The organism is Microbacterium oxydans, from assembly GCF_000956405.1.
GTDB lineage: Bacteria > Actinomycetota > Actinomycetes > Actinomycetales > Microbacteriaceae > Microbacterium > Microbacterium oxydans_C.
In genome coordinates, this window is sequence record NZ_JYIV01000006.1 from 1 (window position 1) to 21,547 (window position 21,547).

Genomic DNA, 21,547 nt, shown 5'->3' on the forward strand with positions numbered 1-21,547 from the left:
GCGACGGATCCACCCCCACCAACGTGAGCAACTCCTCCGCCCGCGCCGTCTTCGCCTTCCTGCTCATACCAGGACGATGCGTGTCGAAAATATCGAAGATCTGCGCCCGCACACTGATCACCGGGTTGAGAGAGTTCATCGCCCCCTGGAACACCATCGAGATCTTGTCCCACCGGAACGCCCGCAACCCCTCCCCATCCAAACCCACGATGTCGATGTCATGACCATCCCGGTCATGGAACACGATCTCCCCACCCGTCATCAACGCCGGCGCCTTCAACAACCGATTCATCCCATACGCGAGAGTCGTCTTCCCACACCCCGACTCCCCCGCCAACCCCAAAATCTCCCCACGATTCAACGTCAACGACACATCCCGCACCGCCCTCACCGGCGGGTCCACCTCATACTCGATCGACACATTCCGCGCCGTCAGAACCGGCTCACTCATACCGTGACTCCCTCCCCGCCCACGCCACGGCCTGCGTGGCGCGCGCGACGCTGCCGCCGTGCGGCGACCGGCGCCAGGCGCAGCTTCGGATTCACGACTTCATCGATGGCGAAGTTGATCAGCGACAACGCGGTTCCGATGAGCGCGATGATCAGGCCGGGTGGTACGAACCACCACCACGCGCCGCTGCCGACGGCCTGCCCGGTCTGCGCATCGTTCAGCACCGTGCCGAGGGTGATTGATCCGGTCGGTCCGAGGCCGAGGTACGAGAGCCCGGCCTCGCCGAGAACCGCGAAGATCACGCCGAAGATCAGCTGGGCCGCGAGCAGCGGGACGAGGTTCGGCAGGATCTCGACGAAGATGACGCGCAACGGCCGCTCCCCGGCGACGACCGAGGCCGCGACGTAGTCCCTGGTGCGCAGAGATCGGGCGGTGCCGCGCAGCACCACGGCAGACCCGGCCCAGCCCGTGATGCCAAGCACGAGTGCGACCAGCAGCGAGCTGCGAGCGAGGTCACCGAGTCCCTCGGTGTGCTGGACATATGCGGCGATCACCATCACCAAGGGCAGCCCGGGGATCACGAGCATGATGTTCGTGGCGAGCATCAGCGTCTCGTCCAGGGCTCCGCCGAAGTAGCCGGCCAGAACGCCGAACACCAGGGCGAGGAACAGCGCGACCACGCCGGCCACCGCACCCACGAACAGCGACCCCTGCGTGCCCGTCGCGACCTGTGCGAGCACATCGAAGCCGAGCTTGGTCGTGCCGAAGGGGTGCTCCGCGCTCGGCGGGAGCAGGGGGTCGAAGCTCGCGTCCCGCGGATCGCCGAGCAGCAGCGGACCGATCAGCCCGAACAGCACGATCACCGTGAGCGTGATCACGCCGACGAGGAGCTTGCCCGAGAGCCGCGGGAGACCGCGGCGCAGACGCGCCGATCTCGCGACGGCCACGGCATGCGTGGACTCGGACGGGGAGACGATCAGATCAGCCATCGCGGCGCACTCTCGGGTCGATGAAGCCATAGAGGAGGTCGATGAGGAAGTTGGCTGCCAGCACCGTCAGGGTGATGACGAGGAACACTCCCTGCATCAGGGCGTAGTCGAGTCCTTGCACGGACTGGATCATCAGCTTCCCGAGTCCGGGGTAGCTGAACACCTGCTCGGTCACGATGGAACCGGCGACGACGAATCCGAGCGCGATGCCGAACCCCGCGAGACTCGGGATGGAGGCGTTGCGTGCCGCGTACGCGGCGCGGATCCGTGAAGGGCGCAGTCCCTTCGCCTCGGCGGTGAGCACATAGTCCTCCGCCATCGTCTGCACCATCATGTTCCTCATCCCGAGCAGCCAGCCCCCGACCGAGGAGATCACGATGGTCGCCGCCGGGAGCAGGGCGTGCACGAACGCGCTCGCGAAGAACGCCGGCGTCCATTCGGGCCCCGCAGGAAACTCGAACACGTCGTAGCCGCCGATGATGGGGAGCAGACCCAGTTGCACGGAGAACACGGCGACCAGCACGAGAGCGAGCCAGAAGTAGGGGATCGACTGCAGGAACGTGGTGACCGGCACAAGCTGATCGACCCACGTGCCCCGGAACCAGCCCGCCCACGCTCCGGCGATGATCCCGAGGACGAACGAGATGATGGTCGCTGCTCCGACGAGCGTCACCGTCCACGGCAACGCCGCAGCGATGAGCTCACCTACCGGGGCCGGGTATCGGGTCGACGAGACCCCGAGATCACCGTGCAGCAGCCGACCCCAGTAGGCGAGGTATTGATCCCACAGCGTCGATCCCTTCTCCGCCCCGAGGATCGAGGTGATCGCCTTGACGGTCTCCTCGGACAGCGGTCTCCCCCCGTTCGCGCGCCGGAGCTTGCCCAGCATGATCGCGGCGGGGTCGCCAGGGAGCAGTCGCGGCAACAGGAAGTTGAGGGAGATCGCGGCCCACAGCGTGATGATGTAGAACGCGATGCGGCGCATCCAGAACTTCACGAGCCTCTCCTCTCGACGGATCGATCCATGGGAGCTGGTCCTACTTCTCGGCAGGACGGAGGTGGGTGAGGATCACAGCCGACGCTGTCGACAGATACGGCAGCGGTGCCGCGTAAAGATCGCCGTCGGTGGGCCACCCGGTGAAGTCCGCCGTGTTGAAGAAGGACTGCGACGCGTTGAGCACGACGGGGATGTAGGGCAGATCACGGGCGATCTCCGTCTGCACCGTCGCGTATGCGTCCTTCTTGGTCGCCTCGTCCTGGGTGGCTCCCGCTCGCTTCACCGCCTCGTCCACGGTGGTGTTCGTGTAACGGGAGTAGTTCTGCCCCTTGGTCGGCTCCTCACCGACCTTCGCCGTCGCGGTCGTCGTGAAGTAGCGGTCGTAGTTGGAGAACGGATCGGCCACCAGCGACTGCGTGATGCCGTAGAGCGCGAGCTGGAACTCGCCGGTCGAGATCGGCGTCCAGTACTCGGCCTCCGAGACCGTCCGTGCGTTCACTCGGATGCCGGCCTTGGCCGCCTGCGCGCTGATGAGCTTGGCCGCATCGTTGTAGTCCGTCCACCCGTCGGGTGAGAAGAGGTCGAGCTCGATGGGCGTGCCGTCCTTGCCGTAGAACCCGTCGCTCCCCTTCGTGTAGCCGGCCGCTTCGAGGATCCCCTCGGCGCTGGCGGCATCCGGCTCCTGAGGGCTGACCGCCAACGATGGATCACTCAGCCACTTCTCGTCGCGAGGGAGCAGGGCGAAGCTCGGCGACGCCTCACCGGAGAGACCGGCGAACGCCTTGTCGCTGATCGCACCGCGGTCGATCGCGACGTTCAGTGCCTGACGCACGGCGGGATCGGTCTGCGCACCCGTGCAGCCCATCGACGCGTCCGCGCACGTCATGATCACGGTGGGGTCCTGCTGCTGGTTCATCGCGCTGATGCGCCCGTTGGAGGTCACGCCGTCGGGATTGGCGATGAACTGGCCGACCCAGTCGAGCTTTCCCGTCTTCAGCAGGTCCTCCGACGACTGGTTGGAGTCGATCCCGATGTCCTGCACCTCTTTGATCGCCGGTGCGCCGTCGCGGAAGAGCGGGTTCGCCTCGAGCGTGTACGCGGCGTCAGTGAACGACTTGAGCGTGTACGGCCCCGAGCCCACCGGCTTCGGGTTCGTCTCCGTCATGTAGTCGTCGATCTCGGACCAGATGTGCTTCGGGATGATCCAGGTGGAGCCGAGGATCAGCGAGGTCGCCGTGAACTTCGGGGACGAGTAGGTCACGACCACCGTGGTGTCGTCGGTGGCATCGACCGACACCATGTCGGGGTCGAGGTTGGAGCCGTATCCGAGGCTGAAGGCGACGTCTTCGGCCGTCAGGTCTTCGCCATCGCTCCACTTGAGGTCGGGCTTGATGGTGATGGTGAGGACCGTTCCGTCCTCGTTGAACTCATAGGAGTCGCCCAACATCCCGGCCGGTGCATCATCCGACAGTTGGTTGAAGAAGAAGAGCGGCTCGTAGATGGCACCGAACGTCATGTGCGTCGCGGTGTCGACGGCGAACGGGTTGAAGTTGTTCGTGATGGGCGTCATCGAGCCCGACCACATGCGGAGCGGGCGATCACCGCCCGACGAGCCGCCGTCGGATGTACAGCCGGCCAGTGCGAGTGCCAGCGCTGCGGCGCCGGCGACGAGAGGAAGGGACTTCCTCCAGCGGTTGTCGTGCATGAAAACCTCGTCTCAAGAGCTTCATTGCGGAAGTCGAGCAGAGCGGACGGGCATCCGCTCTGAGGCGAGGTTATAGTAAAGGCTCTTTCTAGTAAAGCCCTTTCTAGTTCTTTGCTCCACGCGAGAGACGGCCCCGCGCAGGAACGCGAGGCCGTCTCGGCGACCTTCCCGCAGCGGGCGGCCGCGGGAAGCGGAGATCAGTACCAGATGTCGAGGGACGGCGCCGGGAACGCGATGAAAGCTCGATCGAGGGCCTCGACTGCGGCAGCCCCAGCCGTGATGCGGCCGGCACCGTGCAGGGAGGCCGCCCGAACTCCTCCCGCGTACAAAGTGGAGAGCGCAGAGACGTCGAGGGTGATGTCGACGTCTGCCCCCTCCTCCTCCACCTGCTCGACCGTCGCGACTCCGGCGTCGTCCACGCGAAGGCGCCAGTCGCCGTTCGCGAAGCCGAGGGCGTCTTCCACCCGGAGGATCGTGTCGATCGGTGCCGAGTAGTGACGAGCGGTCAGCGCGGCCGGGACGTCGAGGATGCGCAGCCACCCATGGTCGTGCACCTCCTGCTTCACGCCACGGGTGTCGTGGACGAGCCACGGCAGCGGGTCATCGAGCGGGCGGAGGTCTGCGACCACCTCGTCGACGAGGTCGTGCTGCAGGGCGAAGCGCCACAGCGCCGTGCGCGCGTCCGTGGTCTCGGCGACCAGCAGCCGCACATCCATCCGGAACCGGAAGGTGCCGGTGGCCTCGCCGACGGTGTACGCCATGACGCCACGCAGCACGCCGTCTTCGTCGCGATAGCGCACCCCGCGGGCCTGGTCGCGGTCCGGGGTCGGTGCGACGCCCGCGTAGCCCTCCCATCGACCTTGCCAGCCAGGAATCTGCCCCGCAGCCCTCCCTCGCGCGCGTTCGTGCACGGTGCTGAGATCGGCAGCCAGGCTCTCCCGACCGACGTACTCGAGGGTGCCGGGCGGTGTGGGGCCGCTCCACCCGGCCCGTCGGGTGTCGACGGTGAGGCGCGCGACCGGGATAGCGGAGCCGAAGCCGTACCGGCCGTAGATCGTCGCTTCGGACACCGTGAGACCCGCGATGGGTACACCGGAAGCTGCCGCCGCCCGCAGGTCTCCCTCGAGAAGCGCTCTGGCGATCCCGCGGCGACGGTGCGTCGCGGAGACGGTGACCGCGCTGATGGCCCACATGTCGATCTCGCCGCCGCCCGGGACAGTCAGCGGGGTCACCCAGCTGTTGATCGTCGCGACGGGCAGGTCGGTATCGGTGGCGCCCCGCTCGTACACCCCGACGTTCCGCCGCTCGGCGAACGTCTTGCGTGCCTGCGCGATCATCTCGGCGCTCGGCTCGGGACCGAGGAACCCGCGATCGACCGCGCGCTCGAAGGCGGAGGCGCTCGCGTCCTCGCTCAGAGCGGCGACGCGATAGTCGAGACCGGCTCCGGCCAGTCGATCCCTCGAAGTGGTGTCAGCGGGTACGTCTCTCGCATCGATGGAGGTCATCCATCCACACTACCGAGGGCGTGCGACGCGAAGTCAGTGCTGCACCGCCTGCACGGCCCGCAGGCGAGCGAACACCTGGTCTCGCAGCTCCTCGGGCGCGGTCTCCTTGCAGGCTCGCGCGACAACCTCGGTGAGGGTGGTGGCGACGAGCGCCTCATCCCGGCAGGACGGGCAGTTCTCGAGATGCTCGCGGATCTCGGTGTGCTCGGTCTTGCACACCTCGTTGCGGAGGTACTCCTCCAGATCCTGACGGGCTTTGTCGCAGCCGCAGTCACTCATTTCTTGCTCCTCGTCTCGGCCGCGGCGATGCCCCGCTCAGCGGCGTAATCTGCCAGCAGCTCCCGCAGCATCCGCCTGCCACGGTGCAGACGGCTCATGACGGTGCCGATGGGGGTCTTCATGATGTCGGCGATCTCCTGGTAGGCGAAGCCCTCGACATCCGCGAGATACACCGCGAGCCGGAAGTCCTCCGGCACGGCCTGCAGCGCGTCCTTGACGACGGACGCGGGCATCCGGTCGATGGCCTCCGCCTCGGCCGAGCGGCTGTGCGACGCCGTGGTCGACTCCGCCCCGCCCAGCTGCCAGTCCTCGAGCTCGTCGATCGTGCCCTGGAACGGCTCGCGCTGGCGCTTGCGGTAGATGTTGATATACGTGTTCGTGAGGATCCGGTAGAGCCACGCCTTGAGGTTCGTGCCCTGCGAGAACGTCGCCCAGGACCCGTAGGCCTTCACGAAGGTCTCCTGCACGAGATCGGCGGCATCAGCGGGATTGCGCGTCATACGCATCGCGGCGGCGTACAGCTGGTCCATGAACGGGAGCGCCTGCTCTTCGAACTCGCGCCGAGGGTCGCCGACGGTGTCTGCGGTTGCGGTGTCATCCATCACCGGCCAGTCTAGGCCGCCGAGGTCGATCACCTCGCGCTCCAACGTCGCCGTCATACCCTCTCCTTCGCCGTGAGGAGCCTGTCTTTCCCGACGAAGCTCCCTGTGTTCACTAAGGTGAGAACCGATGAGCGCCAACAGGTATTCCCCCTCCCGCGTACAGGGCGCCTACACGGCGCCTTCGACTGACGTGCCCCTGCACGCCGAGCTCACGATCCCCGGTTCGAAATCGCTGACGAACCGTGAGCTGATCATCGCCGCGATCGCCGACGGCCCCGGCCGTCTGATCGCCCCGCTGCACTCCGATGACTCCGCGCGGATGGTCGACGCGCTGCGTGCCCTCGGCATCGGCATCGAGGAGGTGGACGCCGGTCATGAGTTCGGCCCCGACCTGGTCGTCACGCCGGCGAAGCTCGACGGCGGCACCACGATCGACTGCGGGCAGGCGGGCACCGTCATGCGCTTCATCGCTCCGCTGGCAGGGCTCGCCGAGCACGACGTGCACCTCACCGCGCACGAGACCGCCCTGCACCGGCCGATGGGCGGCCTGATCAGCGCGCTGCGCGACCTCGGGGTCGACATCGACGACGAGGGCACCTGGGCTCTTCCCTTCACCATCCGCGGTCACGGACGCATTCGCGGGGGGCGCGTCGAGATCGACGCCTCCGCCTCGAGCCAGTTCGTCTCCGGCCTCCTGCTCGCCGCTCCACGTTTCGACGTGGGGCTGCACCTCGTCCACACGGGTGAACACCTGCCGAGCCTCCCGCACATCGACATGACCATCGAGGCGCTCAGCCGGCGGGGCATCCGCATCGAGCGCCCAGCCGTCGGCGAGTGGCTGGTCGAAGCGGGCGTCCCTCGTGCCAAGGAGATCGCGATCGAACCCGATCTCTCGAACGCCGCACCGTTCCTGGCCGCCGCCCTCGTCACCGGCGGATCGGTGTCGATCACGGGTTGGCCTCCGCACTCCACCCAGCCGGGCGCGCTGCTGCCCGAGATCCTCCAGGCCGCCGGAGCCCACGTCGGTCGACACGGCGGCACGCTCACGGTGCGGGCGGGCTCCGGCATCCGCGGCCTCGACCTCGACCTCTCCGCGGCGAGCGAGCTCACCCCGACGCTGGTCGGCCTCGCGGCGTTCGCCGACTCCCCGACCACGATCCGCGGCATCGGTCACATCCGGCTGCACGAGACCGATCGGATAGCCGCGCTGATCGGAAACCTCCGCGAGCTCGGCGGAGAGGCCGAGGAACTGCCGGACGGACTGCGCATCATCCCGCGCCCGCTGCACGGTGGACGCTGGGCCGCCCACCACGACCATCGGATGGCGACGACCGGTGCCCTCATCGGCCTCCGTGTCCCGAAGGTCGAGATCGACGACATCGGCACCACCGCCAAGACCCTCCCGGAGTTCACGATGCTCTGGGAGCGGATGCTGCGGGGCTGACGGTGAGCTGGCTCGACGGCGCCGACGACCTCGAAGACGACTTCGAGGACTTCGACGAGAGCAGCATCCGCACTCGCCCGAACCCCAAGGCCAATCGGCCGCGCACGAAACGACGCCCCGCGCACGAGGACGCTCAGGTGGGGCGAGTGCTCGGCGTGGATCGGGGCCGCTACTCCGTGCTGCTCGGTGAGGACACAGCAGAGGAGCGCACGATCACCACCACGCGTGCGCGCGAACTGCGCCGGACGCCCATCGTGACGGGCGATCAAGCCCGGGTCGTCGGCGACACCTCGGGCGACGAGGGCACCCTTGCCCGCATCGTCGGCATCGTGGACCGGACCTCGCTTCTCCGGCGCAGTGCGGATGACACGGACCAGGTCGAGCGGGTGATCGTCGCGAACGCGGACCAGATGCTCGTCGTCGTCGCGGCCGCCGACCCAGAACCCCGCGCACGCCTGGTCGACCGCTATCTCGTGGCCGCACTCGATGCTGGCATCCGTCCGCTTCTCGTCGTCACGAAGACCGACATCGCCGACCCCACGGAGTTCCTCACACACTTCGAGGGCCTGGACCTGCGGGTGTTCACGAGCGCGCAGAACGAGATGCCCGTCGAGGAGATCGGCGAAGCTCTCGTCGGCCACTCCACGGTTTTCGTCGGGCACTCCGGAGTCGGCAAGTCGACCCTCGTCAACGCGCTCGTCCCGACGGCTCTGCGCGCCACGGGACATGTGAATCAGGTCACCGGACGTGGACGCCACACGTCGTCGTCGACCGTCTCCCTGCGCTACCAGGGAGCAGGTGGCACCGGCTGGGTGATCGATACACCCGGGGTGCGCTCGTTCGGCCTCGGCCATGTGGATCCGGCCAACATCCTCGCGGCGTTCACCGAGCTCGCGACGATCGCCGAGGACTGCCCTCGAGGCTGCACCCACCTCGCCGATGCGCCGGACTGCGCCCTCATCGAGGCGGCGGAACGAGGCGAATTGGGCGAGACCGGCCGTGCGCGGCTCGACTCCCTGCAACGGCTGCTGCAGACCTTCGCGGACAAGGCGGAGCAGACGCCAGGGCGTTAGGCTTGAGGCGTGACCCAGCGCCTCGAACCAGGAACCGCCGCCCCCGATTTCTCGCTCCTCGATCAGGACGGGAACACCGTCCGCCTCGAGGACCTGCGCGGTCAGAAGACCGTGCTGTACTTCTACCCGGCGGCGATGACCCCCGGATGCACGACCGAGGCCTGCGACTTCCGCGACAGCATCTCGTCCCTGCAGGGTGCCGGCTACCGTGTGATCGGCGTCTCCCGCGACGACCCCGCGACCCTGACGAAGTTCCGCGAGCGCGACGCCCTCACCTTCCCGCTCCTCAGCGACCCCGATCACGCGGTCCACACCGCGTACGGGGCATGGGGCGAGAAGATGAACTACGGCAAGCTCGTCGAAGGCGTCATCCGCTCGACCTTCGTCCTCGACGAGGACGGCACGATCGTGCTCGCGCAGTACAACGTCAAGGCCACCGGCCACGTCGCGCGACTGCGCAAGCAGCTCGGTATCGACGCCTGACCTGCCTCGTCGAGCCCCCGGGGCCTTCGGAACCCCGAGCTCCGGAGGTCACTCGGCCGCGCGCTGCGGCCCCTCGCGACGAGCGCTCGAGATCAGCAGCGCGAAGCCGATGAGTCCAGGGAGCCCCACTCCGAGGGTGAACGGCCACGAGATCGGCTGCAGGGTGAGAGAGGCCAGCGCGAGCGCCACCGCGAGCACCTGGAAGACCACTCCCCCTGAGCGCGCCCAGGACTTCCCGGAGCGCGTGCCCACCGCGAAGGCGACGAGAGCTGCGGCACCGATCAGCGTGAGCACGATGAGCGCGAGGGCGGTCGGGAGAGAGGCCGCGTCCCCGGCGCCGAGACCCGCGAGTTCGATCACCGCGAAGACCAGGAGCGCCACTGCCTCGAGAGCGAGGACGGCTGCTGCCGCGAGGGCGATTCCGGGTGCGCGCACGGTGTCTCCCATGGATCGAATGAGGAGAAAACCCTTGATTTCACGGTTTTCATGTAACAGAATAGAGAAAGTCATGTGCTCCCACAGCGGCGTGGGGCGAGCATTCATGCTCGCATCACAATTCGCGGACATTCCGTCCGCATCTCAACAGGGTAGCGGAACCCGAACTACTACCCGAATCCGAGAGGTCGCATCGCGACATCTCATGAAATCCACACCGAGGAGCCCCCATGGACTGGCGCGATAAGGCCGCCTGCCTGACTGTCGACCCCGAGCTTTTCTTCCCCGTGGGGAACACCGGCCCGGCGGTCGATCAGATCGAGAAGGCGAAGACCGTCTGCGCCACCTGCACGGTCACCGAGATCTGCTTGCAGTACGCCCTGGAGACCAGCCAGGACTCCGGCGTCTGGGGCGGCCTCTCCGAGGACGAGCGCCGCGCTCTGAAGCGTCGCGCCGCCCGCGCACGCCGCGCCTCCTGAACCCCCCGGAAGCGGCCTGAGATCGACTCTCAGGCCGCTTCCGTCTGTCCGGCCTCTGCTGCGCTCAGCGTTCCAGCCAGCGCAGCGGGATGTCGATGACCACCTCGGTGCCCTCGCCGTCGCTGCCGTGCCACTCGATGGTGCCGCCGAGTTCGCCCTGGATCAGGGTGCGGATGATCTGCGTGCCGAGCCCCTGACCGATCCGCCCCTCCGGCAGACCGAGACCGGTGTCACGCACCGTGACGCGGAGGTTGTCCTCCGTGCGCTTGGCGTCGATCGTCACGACGCCCTCCTGGCCCGCGAGCCCGTGCTCGACCGCGTTGGTGACGACCTCCGTGAGTGCGAGCGCGAGCGGCGTCGCATACTCGCTCGGCAGGACACCGAACCGTCCGGTCGACTGCGTCCGTGCACGCGTGTTCGGCGCAGAGGCCACCTCGGCGACGAGCTTGAGCACGCGGTGGAAGACCTCGTCGAAGTCGACCTTCTGAGTGAGGCCCTGCGCGAGAGTGTCGTGCACCACGGCGATCGCGTCCACACGGCGCATGGCCTGCGTCAGGGCGTCACGGGCCTCGTCGGAGTGCGTGCGGCGGGCCTGGATGCGCAGGAGCGAGGCCACCGTCTGCAGATTGTTCTTGACCCGGTGGTGGATCTCGCGGATCGTCGCGTCCTTCGTGATGAGCTCCTGCTCCTGATGGCGGAGCTCCGAGACGTCACGGCACAGCACGATCGCACCGATGCGGGTGCCATGGTCCTTGAGGGGAATGGCACGCAGCGACACTGTGACGCCCCGCGCCTCGATGTCGGTTCGCCACGGAGCACGCCCCGTGACGACGACGGGCAGCGACTCATCGACCTGCCGGGACGGCGGGACGAGTCGAGTGGTGACCTCGGCCAGCGATTCCCCCTCGAGCTCGTCGTCGAAGCCCATCCTGTTGAATGCGGAGAGCGCGTTCGGGCTGGCGAAGGTGGTGATCCCGTCGACGTCGATGCGGATGAGACCGTCGGAGGCACGAGGAGCTCCTCGGCGCGGCGACGTGGGGGCCGTCAGATCGGGGAAGCTGCCGTCGGCGATCATACGGAACAGATCGTTCGCGCATTCGTCGAACGTGATCTGCTGCCGAGAGGGCGTGCGCACCTCTCCGAGGTTCGTGTGACGGGTGACCACACCGATCGCGGTGGGATGGGCGTCCGCTCCCCGCTTCACGCTGACGATCGGCACGGCTCGCACCCTCGTCGGCGTCTCTTCGAACCAGTCGGGGGACGAGGAATCGATGATCTCAGCGGAATCGAAGGCCCCCTGCACCTGAGTGCGCCACTGCGGGCGCACCCGCTCCCCGACGATGTCGCGATAGAAGAGCGTGGCCGCACCGCTGGGTCTCGCATGCGCGACGGCGATGAACGATCCGTCCTCGGTCTGGATCCAGATCACGATGTCGGCCGAGGCGAGGTCGGCGAGAAGCTGACCGTCGCCGGCGAGTCGGTGGAGCCATTCGACATCGCTGTCGTTCAGGCGCCCCTGGGCATGGGCGAGATCACTGAGGGTTGACACCTGACCAGCCTACGGTCAGATGCCTCAGAGAATCGCCAGCGACGTCGCGCGCCAACGACGATCGATCCCCTCCAGCCGGACGGCGACCGCGCGGGTGCGGCCGGGCCCCGCCACCACGACGACCGCCTCGATCACGCCGTCGAGTGGTTCCGTGACGCGCAACGCCCTGATCTCGAACGTCGGCCGCGCAGGTACCACTCCACGCGCGCTGCGTGCCCTGGCGGACAGGTTCGCTCGCGTGACCAGGCTCCGGAACGCGTCCTCGCTGAGCCATCGGGCGAGCTGGTCGACCTCCCTGACTCCGGCGAGGACCTCGAGGACGCCGTGGGTGAGGCTGCGCAGGAGCGGCACGGGATCGGGAAGCTCGCTCGTCGACGTCGGCTGGGGTGCGAAGTACTCGTGCGGCATCATGTCGAACTCTCGATCGGGGAGGTCTGCGAGTGAGTCAGTACAGCAGCGCGTGCCTCTCGGCGGGCCGGGATCGAGGAAGAATGTGGATAACTCGTACACGCCGCATCGGGGTCGCCTACGCTCTGTCGGATGCACTGGGACCGACTGTTCGAAGACCTCGAGGGCCAGCTCGCCTCGGAATGGGAGGCGGAGCGGGCGGTGCTCGACGCCGAGTCGGAACGGCTGCGCATCGCGCGCTTGGATCTGCGGCATCGGCTGCGGGCACTGTGCGGCGGCAGCGCCGATGCCACGATCGATCTCGTGGGAGGCCGACGGATGCCCGTCTCACTGCAGACCCTCGGAGCGGACTGGATCGCCGTCAGAACGCGCGGCACCGGTGACGGGACCCCCATCCCCGGCACGTCGCTCCTCCCCCTCCCCGCTGTCGCGGGCATCACGGTGGACCACGGAATGATCCTCGCGAGCCTGGACGGACCGATGGCAGCAGACGTGCCGCTGCGGGAGCGGATGACTCTCGGCTTCGTGCTGCGCGATCTCGCACGTCGACGGGTTCCGGTGCGCGTCAGCACCCTCGTCGGGGACGACCTGCACGGCACCATCGATCGCGCGGCCGCCGACCACCTGGATCTGGCGGTCCACGATCCGGGTGAGGCGCGATCGGCCGGGGCGGTTCAGGGGTTCCGCATCATCCCGTTCGCGTCCCTCGTCGCGCTACGGGCTTCGAGCGGTCAGGTGCTCTGAGCCGCGGAAGTGCCCCAGACCTCCGGGAAGCTCGCTGTCTGGGACTGTCGCCACAGCGCCATCCGCCGGGCGATCTCGGACTCCTCCGAGAGATACCCGTCCAGGCTGGACTCCTCGACGCGCCAGCGAGGGGGCGTCCCGAGCCTGGCGCCGCTCAGCCTTCCCTCCTGGACGAGGGCGATGACCTCGTCGACCTCGATGCTCAGCAGCTCTGCCACCTGTGCGGGCGCCAGATAGCGCGGTGCGCGAACGGGGGTAGCGGCCATGTTCTCATTCTCTCCCAGGCGCTCCCGCCGGTGCTGCCCGATCCGTGGTTGTGGATAACTCGCGAAGCACCCCAGCCGATTCTGTGACGATATCGCCATGGCTTCCCTCTCTCCTCCTCGTCGCGCGTTCTGGGGCGACGTCCGGTTCCTGATCGGCATCGCCCTGGTCGCCCTGTCGATCGGCGGCGTCTGGCTCATCGTCTCGGCCTCCGACGACTCGGTACCGCTCCTGCAGACCACTCGGACGATCACTCAGGGTCAATCGGTGACGGCTGCCGACTTCCAGGTCGTCGACGTGGGTCTCGGTGCTGCCGTCGACGGATACCTCGGACCGGATGACCTGCCCGTGGACAGCGTGGCGACCCGCACCCTCGACGGCGGCGAGCTCGTTCCCGTCTCGGCGCTGACCGACGCCGAGGACAGCCGCTCGACGACGGTCGTCATCCAGAGCACCACGGGAATCCCGGAAGGAGTCACCGCGGGAACGGTGGTCGAGATCTGGCAGGCCCCACCCGTGGACGACGGGCGTTCGTACGATGTGCCGCGCATTCTCGTCGCAGACGTGATCGTGCGAGAGGTGCTCGAACCCGAGGGCGTGCTCGCTGAGACCGGAACCCGGCTCGAAGTCGTGATCGACCGTGCCGATGTCGCCGACGTGCTCGCGGCGATCACCGGAGGTGCCGCACTCTCGATCGTGCCGGTCGGGTCGGGATCGTGACGGCCGTCGTCGTGGCGATCCCGCAGCCGCGGGCGGACGAGCTGGCGGCGGAACTCGCACTCGAAGGCATCGACGTCGTCGCGACCGTCGCCTCCGCCCCGCTCGCAACGATTCCGGCCGGCGTCGAAGCGGTCATCGTCCCGGCCACCCGAGCGGTCCTGAATGCAGAGCTGATCGCGCTGTGCGATCGAGCCGGCGTGCGCATCCTCGCCCTCGGCGCCGAAGACAGCCGCTTGCTCGGCCGTCTGGGCCTGCCCGCGGCTCTGCGGCCCGACGCCGCGGGATGGGAGATCGCCGCCGCGCTGACGGCCGAGACGGAGGCGATGCCACCGCCGCCGCCCGCACTCTCCCCTCGCATCATCGCCGTCTGGGGACCGCACGGCGCGCCGGGGCGCTCGACGCTGTCGATCCAGTTGGCGGTCGAGCTGTCGCGCACCGGGCGCACCACCGCGCTGGTCGACGCTGACACCGTCGCTCCCTCGCTCGCGCTGCTCCTCGGTCTCGGCGACGACTCTCCCGGTATCGCGGCAGCCTGCCGGAGGGCCGAGCGCGGCGCGCTCGACTCCGCGGAGCTGACGAGACTCGCGACGACCGTGACGACGAGCGGGGGTGATGTCGAGGTCCTCCCGGGGATCAATCGCCCCAGCCGATGGCCCGAACTGTCGTCTGCGCGCCTGACCGCCGCGCTCCGCACCTGTCGCGGGTGGATCGAGGAGACCGTCGTCGACGTCGCCGACGCGTTCGATGCCGACGATGAGGTCACGTACGACCTCGCCGGACCACGTCGTCACGCGGCGACCACGGCGGCTCTGGAGGAGGCGGATCTGATCGTGGCGATCGCATCGGCCGACCCGCTCGGCATCAGCAGGTTCCTCCGCGATCATGCCGAGCTGCGCCGCCTCACCTCCCCCACGCCCGTGATCGTCGCGGTCAACCAGGTGCGGCCAGGCCCGCTCGGGATCGATGCGCGGGGTCAGGTGCGGCGCACCCTGGAGAGGTTCGCCGGCATCACGGACATCGTCTTCCTGCCGTCCGATCAGCGCGCGGCGGACGCGGCGCTCCTCCATGCCAGGCCCATGACCGACGTCGCGCCCCGTTCATCATTCGTCGCCGCGGTGCGCAGACTGGCAGCGTCGATCACCGCGACGACGACTACTGCCGGTAGCTCGAGAGGAAGTTCCCCAGTCGCTCGACGGCTTCGCTCAGCACTCGGGGTTCGGGGAGAGTGACCAGTCGGAGGTGGTCAGGAGTCGCCCAGTTGAAACCGGTGCCCTGGACCAGGAGGATGTGCTCCGAGACCAGCAGATCATAGACCAGCCGCGCGTCGTCCCTGATCTCGTGCACGTTCGGGTCGAGCCGAGGGAACGCGTACAGCGCCCCCTGGGGCTTGACGCACGAGACCCCGGGGATGGACTCCAGACCCTCCCATGCGATGTCGCGCTGCTCGTGGAGGCGGCCGGTCGGCGCGATGAGAGCCTCGATCGACTGCACCCCCGAGAGCGCCGCCTGCACAGCGTGCTGCGCTGGCACGTTCGGGCAGAGGCGCGTGGATGCCAGGAGCGTGATCCCCTCGAGGAAGCCCTTGGCGTGATCCTGCGGCCCTGTGATGACCATCCAGCCGGACCGGTACCCCGCGACCCGATAGGTCTTGGAGAGGCCGTTGAAGGTCAGGCACAGCAGGTCGGGAGCGAGCGTGGCCGTGGGGATGTGCACGGCTCCGTCGAACAGGATCCGGTCGTAGATCTCGTCGGAGAGCAACAGCAGCTGATGCTCCCTGGCGATCTGCACCAGTCCCTCGAGGATCTGGCGTGAGTAGACGACGCCGGTGGGGTTGTTCGGGTTGATGATGACGAGAGCCTTGGTCCGCGGTGTGATCTTCGAGCGGATGTCCTCGAGATCGGGCTGCCACTCGTCGTCCTCGTCGCAGAGGTAGTGCACCGGGGTGCCTCCGGCGAGACTGGTCATCGCCGTCCAGAGCGGGTAGTCCGGTGCCGGGATGAGGACCTCGTCGCCTTCGTCCAGCAGCGCCTGCATCGTCATGGTGATGAGCTCGGACACACCGTTTCCGAGGTACACGTCATCGGGGTCGAACCGGGGGAAGCCCTCGATCTCCTCGTACCGGCTCACCACGGCGCGTCGGGCCGAGATGATGCCCTTGCTGTCGCTGTATCCATGCGCGGTCGGCAGCGCCGCCAGCATGTCGCGCACGATCTGGTGAGGGGCGTCGAAGCCGAAGATCGCCGGGTTGCCGGTGTTGAGCTTGAGGATCTTGTGACCCTCCGCCTCCAGCCGCGCCGCCTCGACGAGGGCGTTTCCGCGGATCTCGTACAGGACGTTCTTGAGCTTCGACGACTGATCGAAGTTGCGCGTTGGGGTCATCGGCCAAGCCTACAGCGACGAAAGGAGGGCCAATCCACGCGGACTGGCCCTCCTCTCCGTACGTCCTACTTCTTCTTCTTGCTCTGTGCCCGACGCTGCTCGCGGTTGCCCGCGGCCGGAGCTTCTGCATCGGTGCGCTGACCGAATGCTCCTCGGGGTGCCTCTTCCGGCTCGCTCTGCGGAGCCTGGGCGCGGGCAGCGGCCTGGCGCACGCGATCCGTCGCCGCCTGCTGGACCTGGCCGCGATCGTTGCGGACCTCGACCTCGCCCGCATCGTTGGCCGCCGAGTACTCGAGACGCTGCTCGCCCCCGTCGGTGGCGAGCCCCTTGGCCTCGACCTCCGCCGTCTGGGAGTCACCGGCACGACGCACCTCGACCTCGAGGTTGTACAGGTAGCCGACCGACTCCTCCTTGATCTGTCCCATCATCGACTGGAACATCGCGTAGCCCTCGCGTTGGTACTCGATCAGCGGATCGCGCTGAGCCATCGCACGCAGGCCGATGCCGTCCTTGAGGTAGTCCATCTCGTAGAGGTGGTCGCGCCAGCGGCGGTCGAGCACCTGCAGCACGACGCGACGCTCCAGCTCACGCGTCGCCGCTTCGCCGAGGGCCTCTTCACGGGCCTCGTAGGCGATCTTGGCGTCGGAGAGCAGCTCGCGGGTGAGGCCGTCGGCGTCGATACCGCCCTTGCGGTCGGCAGCCTCGGCGACGACCTCGTCGATCGTCACCCCCACGGGGTAGAGGGTCTTGAGCTCGGTCCAGAGCGCGTCGAAGTCCCAGCTCTCGTTGTGGCCCTCGCCGGTGTGGTCGCGGACCACGCCGCTGATGGCGTCCTCGATGAAGTGCTGCACCCGGTCGGCGATGTCGTCGCCCTGGAGGATCTGACGGCGGTCGGCGTAGATCGCCTCGCGCTGGCGGTTCAGGACATCGTCGTACTTGAGGACGTTCTTGCGCATCTCCGCGTTGCGGGACTCGACCTGCGACTGAGCGCTGCGGATCGCACGCGAGACGAGCCCGGACTCGATCGGCACGTCGTCGGGGAAGTTCGTCCTGGCGAGGATCGCCTCGGCCGCGCCCGACTGGAACAGACGCATCAGGTCGTCGGTGAGACTCAGGTAGAAGCGGCTCTCACCGGGGTCGCCCTGGCGTCCGGAACGACCGCGGAGCTGGTTGTCGATGCGACGGGACTCATGACGCTCGGTGCCGAGAACGTAGAGACCGCCGGCCTCGATGACCTTCTCGGCCTCTTCCGCGACGACGGCCTTCATCGCTTCATAGGTCTCGTCCCACGCGACCTCGTACTCGTCTGGAGTCTCCACTGGGTCGAGACCCTTGCCCTTGAGCTCCTGGACTGCGAGGAACTCGGCGTTTCCACCGAGCATGATGTCGGTTCCTCGTCCTGCCATGTTCGTGGCGACGGTGACGGCGCCGAGGCGACCGGCGCGGGCGACGATCTCGGCCTCTCGCGCGTGGTTCTTCGCGTTGAGGACCTCGTGCTTGATGCCCTTCTTCGCCAGCAGTCGAGACAGGTACTCGCTCTTCTCGACGCTCACCGTTCCGACCAGCACGGGCTGGCCTTCGGCGTGCCGCTCGGCGATGTCCTCCACGACCTGCGCGAACTTCGCCGTCTCGTTCTTGTAGACGAGATCGGACTGGTCCTTGCGGATCATCGGCTTGTTGGTCGGGATCGGGATGACGCCGAGCTTGTACGTGGACATGAACTCCGCGGCCTCGGTCTCGGCCGTACCGGTCATGCCGGCGAGCTTGTCGTAGAGGCGGAAGTAGTTCTGCAGCGTGACGGTCGCGAGGGTCTGGTTCTCCGCCTTGACCGGCACGCCCTCCTTCGCCTCGATCGCCTGGTGGATGCCCTCGTTGTAGCGGCGTCCGACCAGGATGCGGCCGGTGTGCTCGTCGACGATCATGACCTCGTCGTTCATGACGACGTAGTCGGTGTCCTTCTTGAAGAGGGCCAGTGCCTTGATCGAGTTGTTCAGGAAGGAGATCAGAGGCGTGTTGGCCGACTCGTAGAGGTTGTCGATGCCGAGATAGTCCTCGACCTTCTCGATGCCGGGCTCCAGGACGCCGACCGTGCGCTTCTTCTCGTCGACCTCGTAGTCCTCGCCGACCTCGAGGGTGCGAGCGATCTTCGCGAACTCGGCGAACCAACGGTTCGCCTCGCCCGACGACGGGCCGGAGATGATGAGAGGGGTGCGCGCCTCGTCGATCAGGATCGAGTCGACCTCGTCCACGATCGCGAAGAAGTGCTCGCGCTGGACGAGGTCTTCCTTGCGCCAGGCCATGTTGTCGCGCAGGTAGTCGAAGCCGAACTCGTTGTTCGTGCCGTAGGTGATGTCGGCGGCGTACTGCTCACGACGCACCGCAGGGGTCTGCCCGGAGACGATGATCCCTGTGGTCATGCCGAGTGCGCGGAACACGCGTCCCATGAGCTCGGCCTGATAGCTGGCCAGGAAGTCGTTGACCGTGATGACGTGCACGCCCTTGCCGGCGATCGCGTTCAAGTATGCGGGCAGCGTCGCGACGAGCGTCTTGCCCTCACCGGTCTTCATCTCGGCGATATTCCCGAGGTGAAGCGCCGCGCCACCCATGATCTGCACGTCGTAGGCACGCATACCGAGCGTGCGCTTCGCTGCCTCGCGCACGGCGGCGAACGCCTCGGGCATCAGCTGGTCGAGCGTCTCGCCCTTCTCGAAGCGTGCACGCAGTTCGGTGGTCTCGTTGCGCAGCTCATCGTCGGTGAGCTTGGAGATGTCCTCTTCCAGCGCGCCCACTGCCTTGACGACCTGATTCAGGCGGCGGATGACCCGCCCCTCGCCCGCGCGCAGGAGCTTCTCAAGAGGATTGGCCACGGATGTCATCTCCCTGTCAGTGGGTAAATCGCCGACCGTCGGTGAACCCCGACGCCAGGCATACTTCGCCATGTTACCGGCCTGTGACCTGCACGTCGCCTGCATGGCGACACCGCGCGTCGGATCCTCGCTTCGCGCGGCAACCATATACTCGGTATCTCATTCCACCGCACGGCTACGGGAGACGAACGATGTCGGTACGACAGAGCCTGCTCGCCATCCTCGCGCAGGGCCCCTGCTACGGATACCAGCTGCGACACGAGTTCGATCGACGCACCGGCTCGATCTGGCCGCTGAACGTCGGGCAGATCTACAACACCCTCGAGCGTCTCGAACGCGACGGACTCGTCTCACGCGGGGAGGCCGACGACCGCGGTCACGTGTACTGGCAGATCACGGACGCCGGACACACGGAGGTCGAGGCCTGGCTCTCCTCCCCCGTCGTACGCCACCAGGGCACCAGGGACGAGCTCGCGATCAAGCTCGCCGTCGCCGCGACGCTGCCGGGCGTCGATCCCGCGGCCGCCATCCTGTCCCAGAAGTCCGCATCGGTCCGACAGCTGGAGGCACTGCAGAGGGCGCGACAGGAACGTCAGGACGCCGACAGCCCCGAGGAGCTCGCATGGTCGCTCGTGACCGACTCGATGATCTTCGCGGCGGAGGCCGAGATCCGCTGGCTGGACCATGCGGCACAGCGGCTGGCTGCGCACCCGCGCCATGCGATGACACTCGAACTCACGGTCGACCGCCCCAAGCGGGGGCGGCCGGCGAAGGGCGAGACGCCGAGGGACGAGACATCGATGGCCGACGCGATCCCGGTGCACTGACCGACGTCGGAGCCGCTCGCTCGGAGAGGCTCGCTGTTCGCCCCGAGCGGATGCTCAGCCACTCCAGGCGCCCGGGAAACTAGGATCGGTTCATGGCTGGATTTTGGGGCAGACGCAAGCGCGAACAGGAAGAACTCGCCGCACAGGACGCCGATCTCGCACGTCGCGCCGAGCAGGCTCTGGTCAGCGCTGACGAGAGGATCCGCACCACCTCCGATGAGCTCGCCTTCGCGGAGGCCGAACTCGGCGAATCGCTCACGGCCGATCTGCGCCGGGCACTCGCCGCTGTCCGGACACACCTGCGCGAAGCCTTCCAGCTGCACCAGCTGAACCACGACGAGATCCCGGACACCGACGAGGAGCTGCGTACCCGCAACGCGCGCATCCTCCAGCTCTGCGACTGGGCTCAGGACCTGCTCGACGAGAAGACCTCGGTGCTCGCCGAGTCCGTCGCCAAGGTGCGTCGCGCACCCGAGATCATCGCGCAGGTGCGTGCCGACGCCGCAGCGCTGAGCGCCCGGATCCCGCAGACCAGCGAAGCCATCGCCCGCCTGTCGGCGCGGTACGCCGATTCCGCCATGCACCAGATCACCGCCAGCGCCGCCGAGGCGGAGCAGCTCATCAGCTTCGCGATCCACAGCGCCGACGTGTCGGAGCGCCGTCGAGCGGCGAAGCAGAACGAGGAGGCGAACGTCGCGCTCGAGACGGCGACAGAAGCCACCCGGCGTGCGTCTGCACTGCTCGACGCGGTGGAGGACTTCGAGATCGAGGCGCTGCGCGCGGAATCCACCCTCGCCGAGGTCGTGGCCGACTCCCGCGGCGACCTCATCGCGGCTCGGACGGCACCGAACGTCCCCGCCGTCGCCGAGGCCGTCGCGGAGCTGCAGAGAGCATTGGCCGCGCTCACGCCATCCGGGCAGCCGAACGACCCGTTCGCGGAGCTGTCGCAGCTCCGCGACGCCAACTCCGCACTCGACGAGGCGATCGCCAAAGCGCGTCATCGGGCGGAGAACCCCCTTCCGAGCCTCGCCCAGGTGCAGCACGCGATCGACGACGCCGACCGCCAGCTGGGCGTCGCCCGAGGACTCATCTCGGGCCATCGCGGGTGGATCGGCGCTGACGCCCGCACCCGGCTCGCGGAGGCGGAGCGGTTGCGCGTGGATCTCTCCGACCTGCTGCCGGCAGAGGACACGCGGGAGGCAGCGCTCGTCCAGGCGCGACGAGTGGCGCATCTGGCATCCGAGGCCCTGCAACTGGCTCAGCGTGACATCGACTCCTCCCGGCCGCAGGACCAGGACTGGGGCGGTGGAGGCGGCTGGGGCGGCGGCGGACGACGCGGTGGGGGCG

At 67.9% G+C, this 21,547-nt stretch carries 22 protein-coding genes; 9 read left to right on the forward strand and 13 right to left on the reverse strand.

Features of this window, described 5'->3' with window-relative positions:
* From RN51_RS00220 to RN51_RS00250, 7 genes are all read right to left on the reverse strand, one after another.
* Nucleotides 1-451: ATP-binding cassette domain-containing protein (locus RN51_RS00220; RefSeq protein WP_045262041.1), on the reverse strand; the 451-nt coding region annotated here is incomplete at its 3' end.
* Nucleotides 448-1,440 carry an ABC transporter permease gene (locus RN51_RS00225; protein WP_156149045.1) on the reverse strand — a complete coding sequence of 331 codons (993 nt, stop codon included), beginning with the start codon at nucleotides 1,438-1,440 and terminating at the stop codon, nucleotides 448-450. The genes RN51_RS00225 and RN51_RS00220, both read right to left, overlap by 4 nt.
* The gene (locus RN51_RS00230) at nucleotides 1,433-2,437 is read right to left on the reverse strand and encodes an ABC transporter permease (protein WP_045262043.1); all 1,005 of its coding nucleotides are present in this window, start codon (nucleotides 2,435-2,437) and stop codon (nucleotides 1,433-1,435) included. Before RN51_RS00230 ends, RN51_RS00225 begins: the two co-directional genes overlap by 8 nt.
* 40 nt (nucleotides 2,438-2,477) lie before the next feature.
* The gene (locus RN51_RS00235; RefSeq protein ID WP_045262044.1) at nucleotides 2,478-4,142 is read right to left on the reverse strand and encodes an ABC transporter substrate-binding protein; all 1,665 of its coding nucleotides are present in this window, start codon (nucleotides 4,140-4,142) and stop codon (nucleotides 2,478-2,480) included.
* A gap of 197 nt (nucleotides 4,143-4,339) precedes the next feature.
* Nucleotides 4,340-5,647, reverse strand: coding sequence for a GNAT family N-acetyltransferase (locus RN51_RS00240; protein ID WP_045262045.1), 1,308 nt, complete (start codon nucleotides 5,645-5,647; stop codon nucleotides 4,340-4,342).
* Between the two features lie 33 nt (nucleotides 5,648-5,680).
* Complete coding sequence (locus tag RN51_RS00245; protein ID WP_045262046.1) at nucleotides 5,681-5,926, reverse strand: zf-HC2 domain-containing protein; 246 nt, start codon at nucleotides 5,924-5,926, stop codon at nucleotides 5,681-5,683.
* Entirely contained in the window at nucleotides 5,923-6,585 is a 663-nt protein-coding gene (locus RN51_RS00250) for a sigma-70 family RNA polymerase sigma factor (RefSeq protein ID WP_045262047.1), read from the reverse strand. Before RN51_RS00250 ends, RN51_RS00245 begins: the two co-directional genes overlap by 4 nt.
* Nucleotides 6,586-6,655: 70 nt before the next feature.
* Between RN51_RS00250 and aroA the strand changes: the two genes are divergently transcribed.
* The 3 genes from aroA to bcp are packed head-to-tail and all read left to right on the forward strand — an operon-like array spanning nucleotide 6,656 to nucleotide 9,528.
* The gene (aroA, locus tag RN51_RS00255) at nucleotides 6,656-7,972 is read left to right on the forward strand and encodes a 3-phosphoshikimate 1-carboxyvinyltransferase (protein WP_045262048.1); all 1,317 of its coding nucleotides are present in this window, start codon (nucleotides 6,656-6,658) and stop codon (nucleotides 7,970-7,972) included.
* A 2-nt stretch (nucleotides 7,973-7,974) separates the two neighbouring features.
* On the forward strand, nucleotides 7,975-9,045 hold the full coding sequence (gene rsgA / locus RN51_RS00260; RefSeq protein WP_045262049.1) for a ribosome small subunit-dependent GTPase A: 1,071 nt from the start codon (nucleotides 7,975-7,977) through the stop codon (nucleotides 9,043-9,045).
* Nucleotides 9,046-9,054: 9 nt separating this feature from the next.
* Nucleotides 9,055-9,528, forward strand: coding sequence for a thioredoxin-dependent thiol peroxidase (gene bcp, locus RN51_RS00265; protein ID WP_045262050.1), 474 nt, complete (start codon nucleotides 9,055-9,057; stop codon nucleotides 9,526-9,528).
* Between the two features lie 48 nt (nucleotides 9,529-9,576).
* Here bcp and RN51_RS00270 read toward each other — a convergent pair whose 3' ends face one another.
* Nucleotides 9,577-9,975, reverse strand: a complete 399-nt coding sequence (locus RN51_RS00270) for a hypothetical protein (protein ID WP_045262051.1) — start codon at nucleotides 9,973-9,975, stop codon at nucleotides 9,577-9,579.
* A gap of 218 nt (nucleotides 9,976-10,193) precedes the next feature.
* Here RN51_RS00270 and RN51_RS00275 point away from each other — a divergent pair, with 218 nt between their 5' ends.
* Nucleotides 10,194-10,442 carry a WhiB family transcriptional regulator gene (locus RN51_RS00275; protein WP_017203224.1) on the forward strand — a complete coding sequence of 83 codons (249 nt, stop codon included), beginning with the start codon at nucleotides 10,194-10,196 and terminating at the stop codon, nucleotides 10,440-10,442.
* A gap of 64 nt (nucleotides 10,443-10,506) precedes the next feature.
* On the opposite strand, the gene RN51_RS00280 is transcribed toward RN51_RS00275, so the two are convergent.
* Both RN51_RS00280 and RN51_RS00285 read right to left on the reverse strand, forming a co-directional pair.
* Nucleotides 10,507-11,991 (reverse strand): sensor histidine kinase, encoded by a 1,485-nt coding sequence (locus RN51_RS00280; RefSeq protein WP_045262052.1) that lies wholly within the window; start codon nucleotides 11,989-11,991, stop codon nucleotides 10,507-10,509.
* A gap of 24 nt (nucleotides 11,992-12,015) precedes the next feature.
* Nucleotides 12,016-12,402 carry an Rv3235 family protein gene (locus tag RN51_RS00285; protein WP_045262053.1) on the reverse strand — a complete coding sequence of 129 codons (387 nt, stop codon included), beginning with the start codon at nucleotides 12,400-12,402 and terminating at the stop codon, nucleotides 12,016-12,018.
* A gap of 129 nt (nucleotides 12,403-12,531) precedes the next feature.
* On the opposite strand from RN51_RS00285, the gene RN51_RS00290 reads away from it, so the two are divergent.
* On the forward strand, nucleotides 12,532-13,143 hold the full coding sequence (locus RN51_RS00290) for a hypothetical protein (protein ID WP_045262054.1): 612 nt from the start codon (nucleotides 12,532-12,534) through the stop codon (nucleotides 13,141-13,143).
* On the opposite strand, the gene RN51_RS00295 is transcribed toward RN51_RS00290, so the two are convergent.
* Nucleotides 13,131-13,409: a helix-turn-helix domain-containing protein gene (locus tag RN51_RS00295; protein WP_045262055.1), complete on the reverse strand. Its 279-nt coding sequence runs from the start codon at nucleotides 13,407-13,409 to the stop codon at nucleotides 13,131-13,133. The two genes, RN51_RS00290 and RN51_RS00295, sit on opposite strands and share 13 nt — an antisense overlap.
* 97 nt (nucleotides 13,410-13,506) lie before the next feature.
* Here RN51_RS00295 and RN51_RS00300 point away from each other — a divergent pair, with 97 nt between their 5' ends.
* Both RN51_RS00300 and RN51_RS00305 read left to right on the forward strand, forming a co-directional pair.
* Entirely contained in the window at nucleotides 13,507-14,127 is a 621-nt protein-coding gene (locus RN51_RS00300; protein WP_045262056.1) for a hypothetical protein, read from the forward strand.
* Nucleotides 14,124-15,356 carry an AAA family ATPase gene (locus tag RN51_RS00305; RefSeq protein ID WP_052674515.1) on the forward strand — a complete coding sequence of 411 codons (1,233 nt, stop codon included), beginning with the start codon at nucleotides 14,124-14,126 and terminating at the stop codon, nucleotides 15,354-15,356. The genes RN51_RS00300 and RN51_RS00305 overlap by 4 nt, the downstream gene beginning before the upstream one ends.
* On the opposite strand, the gene RN51_RS00310 is transcribed toward RN51_RS00305, so the two are convergent.
* Nucleotides 15,280-16,506, reverse strand: coding sequence for a pyridoxal phosphate-dependent aminotransferase (locus RN51_RS00310; RefSeq protein WP_021199852.1), 1,227 nt, complete (start codon nucleotides 16,504-16,506; stop codon nucleotides 15,280-15,282). The genes RN51_RS00305 and RN51_RS00310 overlap by 77 nt on opposite strands.
* Before the next feature lie 65 nt (nucleotides 16,507-16,571).
* On the reverse strand, nucleotides 16,572-19,373 hold the full coding sequence (gene secA, locus RN51_RS00315; RefSeq protein WP_045262060.1) for a preprotein translocase subunit SecA: 2,802 nt from the start codon (nucleotides 19,371-19,373) through the stop codon (nucleotides 16,572-16,574).
* A 191-nt stretch (nucleotides 19,374-19,564) separates the two neighbouring features.
* On the opposite strand from secA, the gene RN51_RS00320 reads away from it, so the two are divergent.
* Both RN51_RS00320 and RN51_RS00325 read left to right on the forward strand, forming a co-directional pair.
* Nucleotides 19,565-20,200, forward strand: a complete 636-nt coding sequence (locus tag RN51_RS00320; RefSeq protein ID WP_045262057.1) for a PadR family transcriptional regulator — start codon at nucleotides 19,565-19,567, stop codon at nucleotides 20,198-20,200.
* A 92-nt stretch (nucleotides 20,201-20,292) separates the two neighbouring features.
* Nucleotides 20,293-21,547: hypothetical protein (locus RN51_RS00325; protein WP_045262058.1), on the forward strand; the 1,255-nt coding region annotated here is incomplete at its 3' end.

Excerpts from the sequence above, each read along its gene's own strand:
- RN51_RS00300 (WP_045262056.1), top strand. The coding sequence starts at position 13,507 with ATGGCTTCCCTCTCTCCTCCTCGTCGCGCGTTCTGGGGCGACGTCCGG.
- RN51_RS00295 (WP_045262055.1), bottom strand. The coding sequence starts at position 13,409 with ATGGCCGCTACCCCCGTTCGCGCACCGCGCTATCTGGCGCCCGCACAG.
- RN51_RS00270 (WP_045262051.1), bottom strand. The coding sequence starts at position 9,975 with ATGGGAGACACCGTGCGCGCACCCGGAATCGCCCTCGCGGCAGCAGCC.
- aroA (WP_045262048.1), top strand. The coding sequence starts at position 6,656 with ATGAGCGCCAACAGGTATTCCCCCTCCCGCGTACAGGGCGCCTACACG.
- RN51_RS00285 (WP_045262053.1), bottom strand. The coding sequence starts at position 12,402 with ATGATGCCGCACGAGTACTTCGCACCCCAGCCGACGTCGACGAGCGAG.
- RN51_RS00275 (WP_017203224.1), top strand. The coding sequence starts at position 10,194 with ATGGACTGGCGCGATAAGGCCGCCTGCCTGACTGTCGACCCCGAGCTT.
- RN51_RS00290 (WP_045262054.1), top strand. The coding sequence starts at position 12,532 with ATGCACTGGGACCGACTGTTCGAAGACCTCGAGGGCCAGCTCGCCTCG.
- RN51_RS00235 (WP_045262044.1), bottom strand. The coding sequence starts at position 4,142 with ATGCACGACAACCGCTGGAGGAAGTCCCTTCCTCTCGTCGCCGGCGCC.
- RN51_RS00245 (WP_045262046.1), bottom strand. The coding sequence starts at position 5,926 with ATGAGTGACTGCGGCTGCGACAAAGCCCGTCAGGATCTGGAGGAGTAC.
- RN51_RS00240 (WP_045262045.1), bottom strand. The coding sequence starts at position 5,647 with ATGACCTCCATCGATGCGAGAGACGTACCCGCTGACACCACTTCGAGG.
- RN51_RS00320 (WP_045262057.1), top strand. The coding sequence starts at position 19,565 with ATGTCGGTACGACAGAGCCTGCTCGCCATCCTCGCGCAGGGCCCCTGC.
- RN51_RS00250 (WP_045262047.1), bottom strand. The coding sequence starts at position 6,585 with ATGACGGCGACGTTGGAGCGCGAGGTGATCGACCTCGGCGGCCTAGAC.
- RN51_RS00310 (WP_021199852.1), bottom strand. The coding sequence starts at position 16,506 with ATGACCCCAACGCGCAACTTCGATCAGTCGTCGAAGCTCAAGAACGTC.
- RN51_RS00225 (WP_156149045.1), bottom strand. The coding sequence starts at position 1,440 with ATGGCTGATCTGATCGTCTCCCCGTCCGAGTCCACGCATGCCGTGGCC.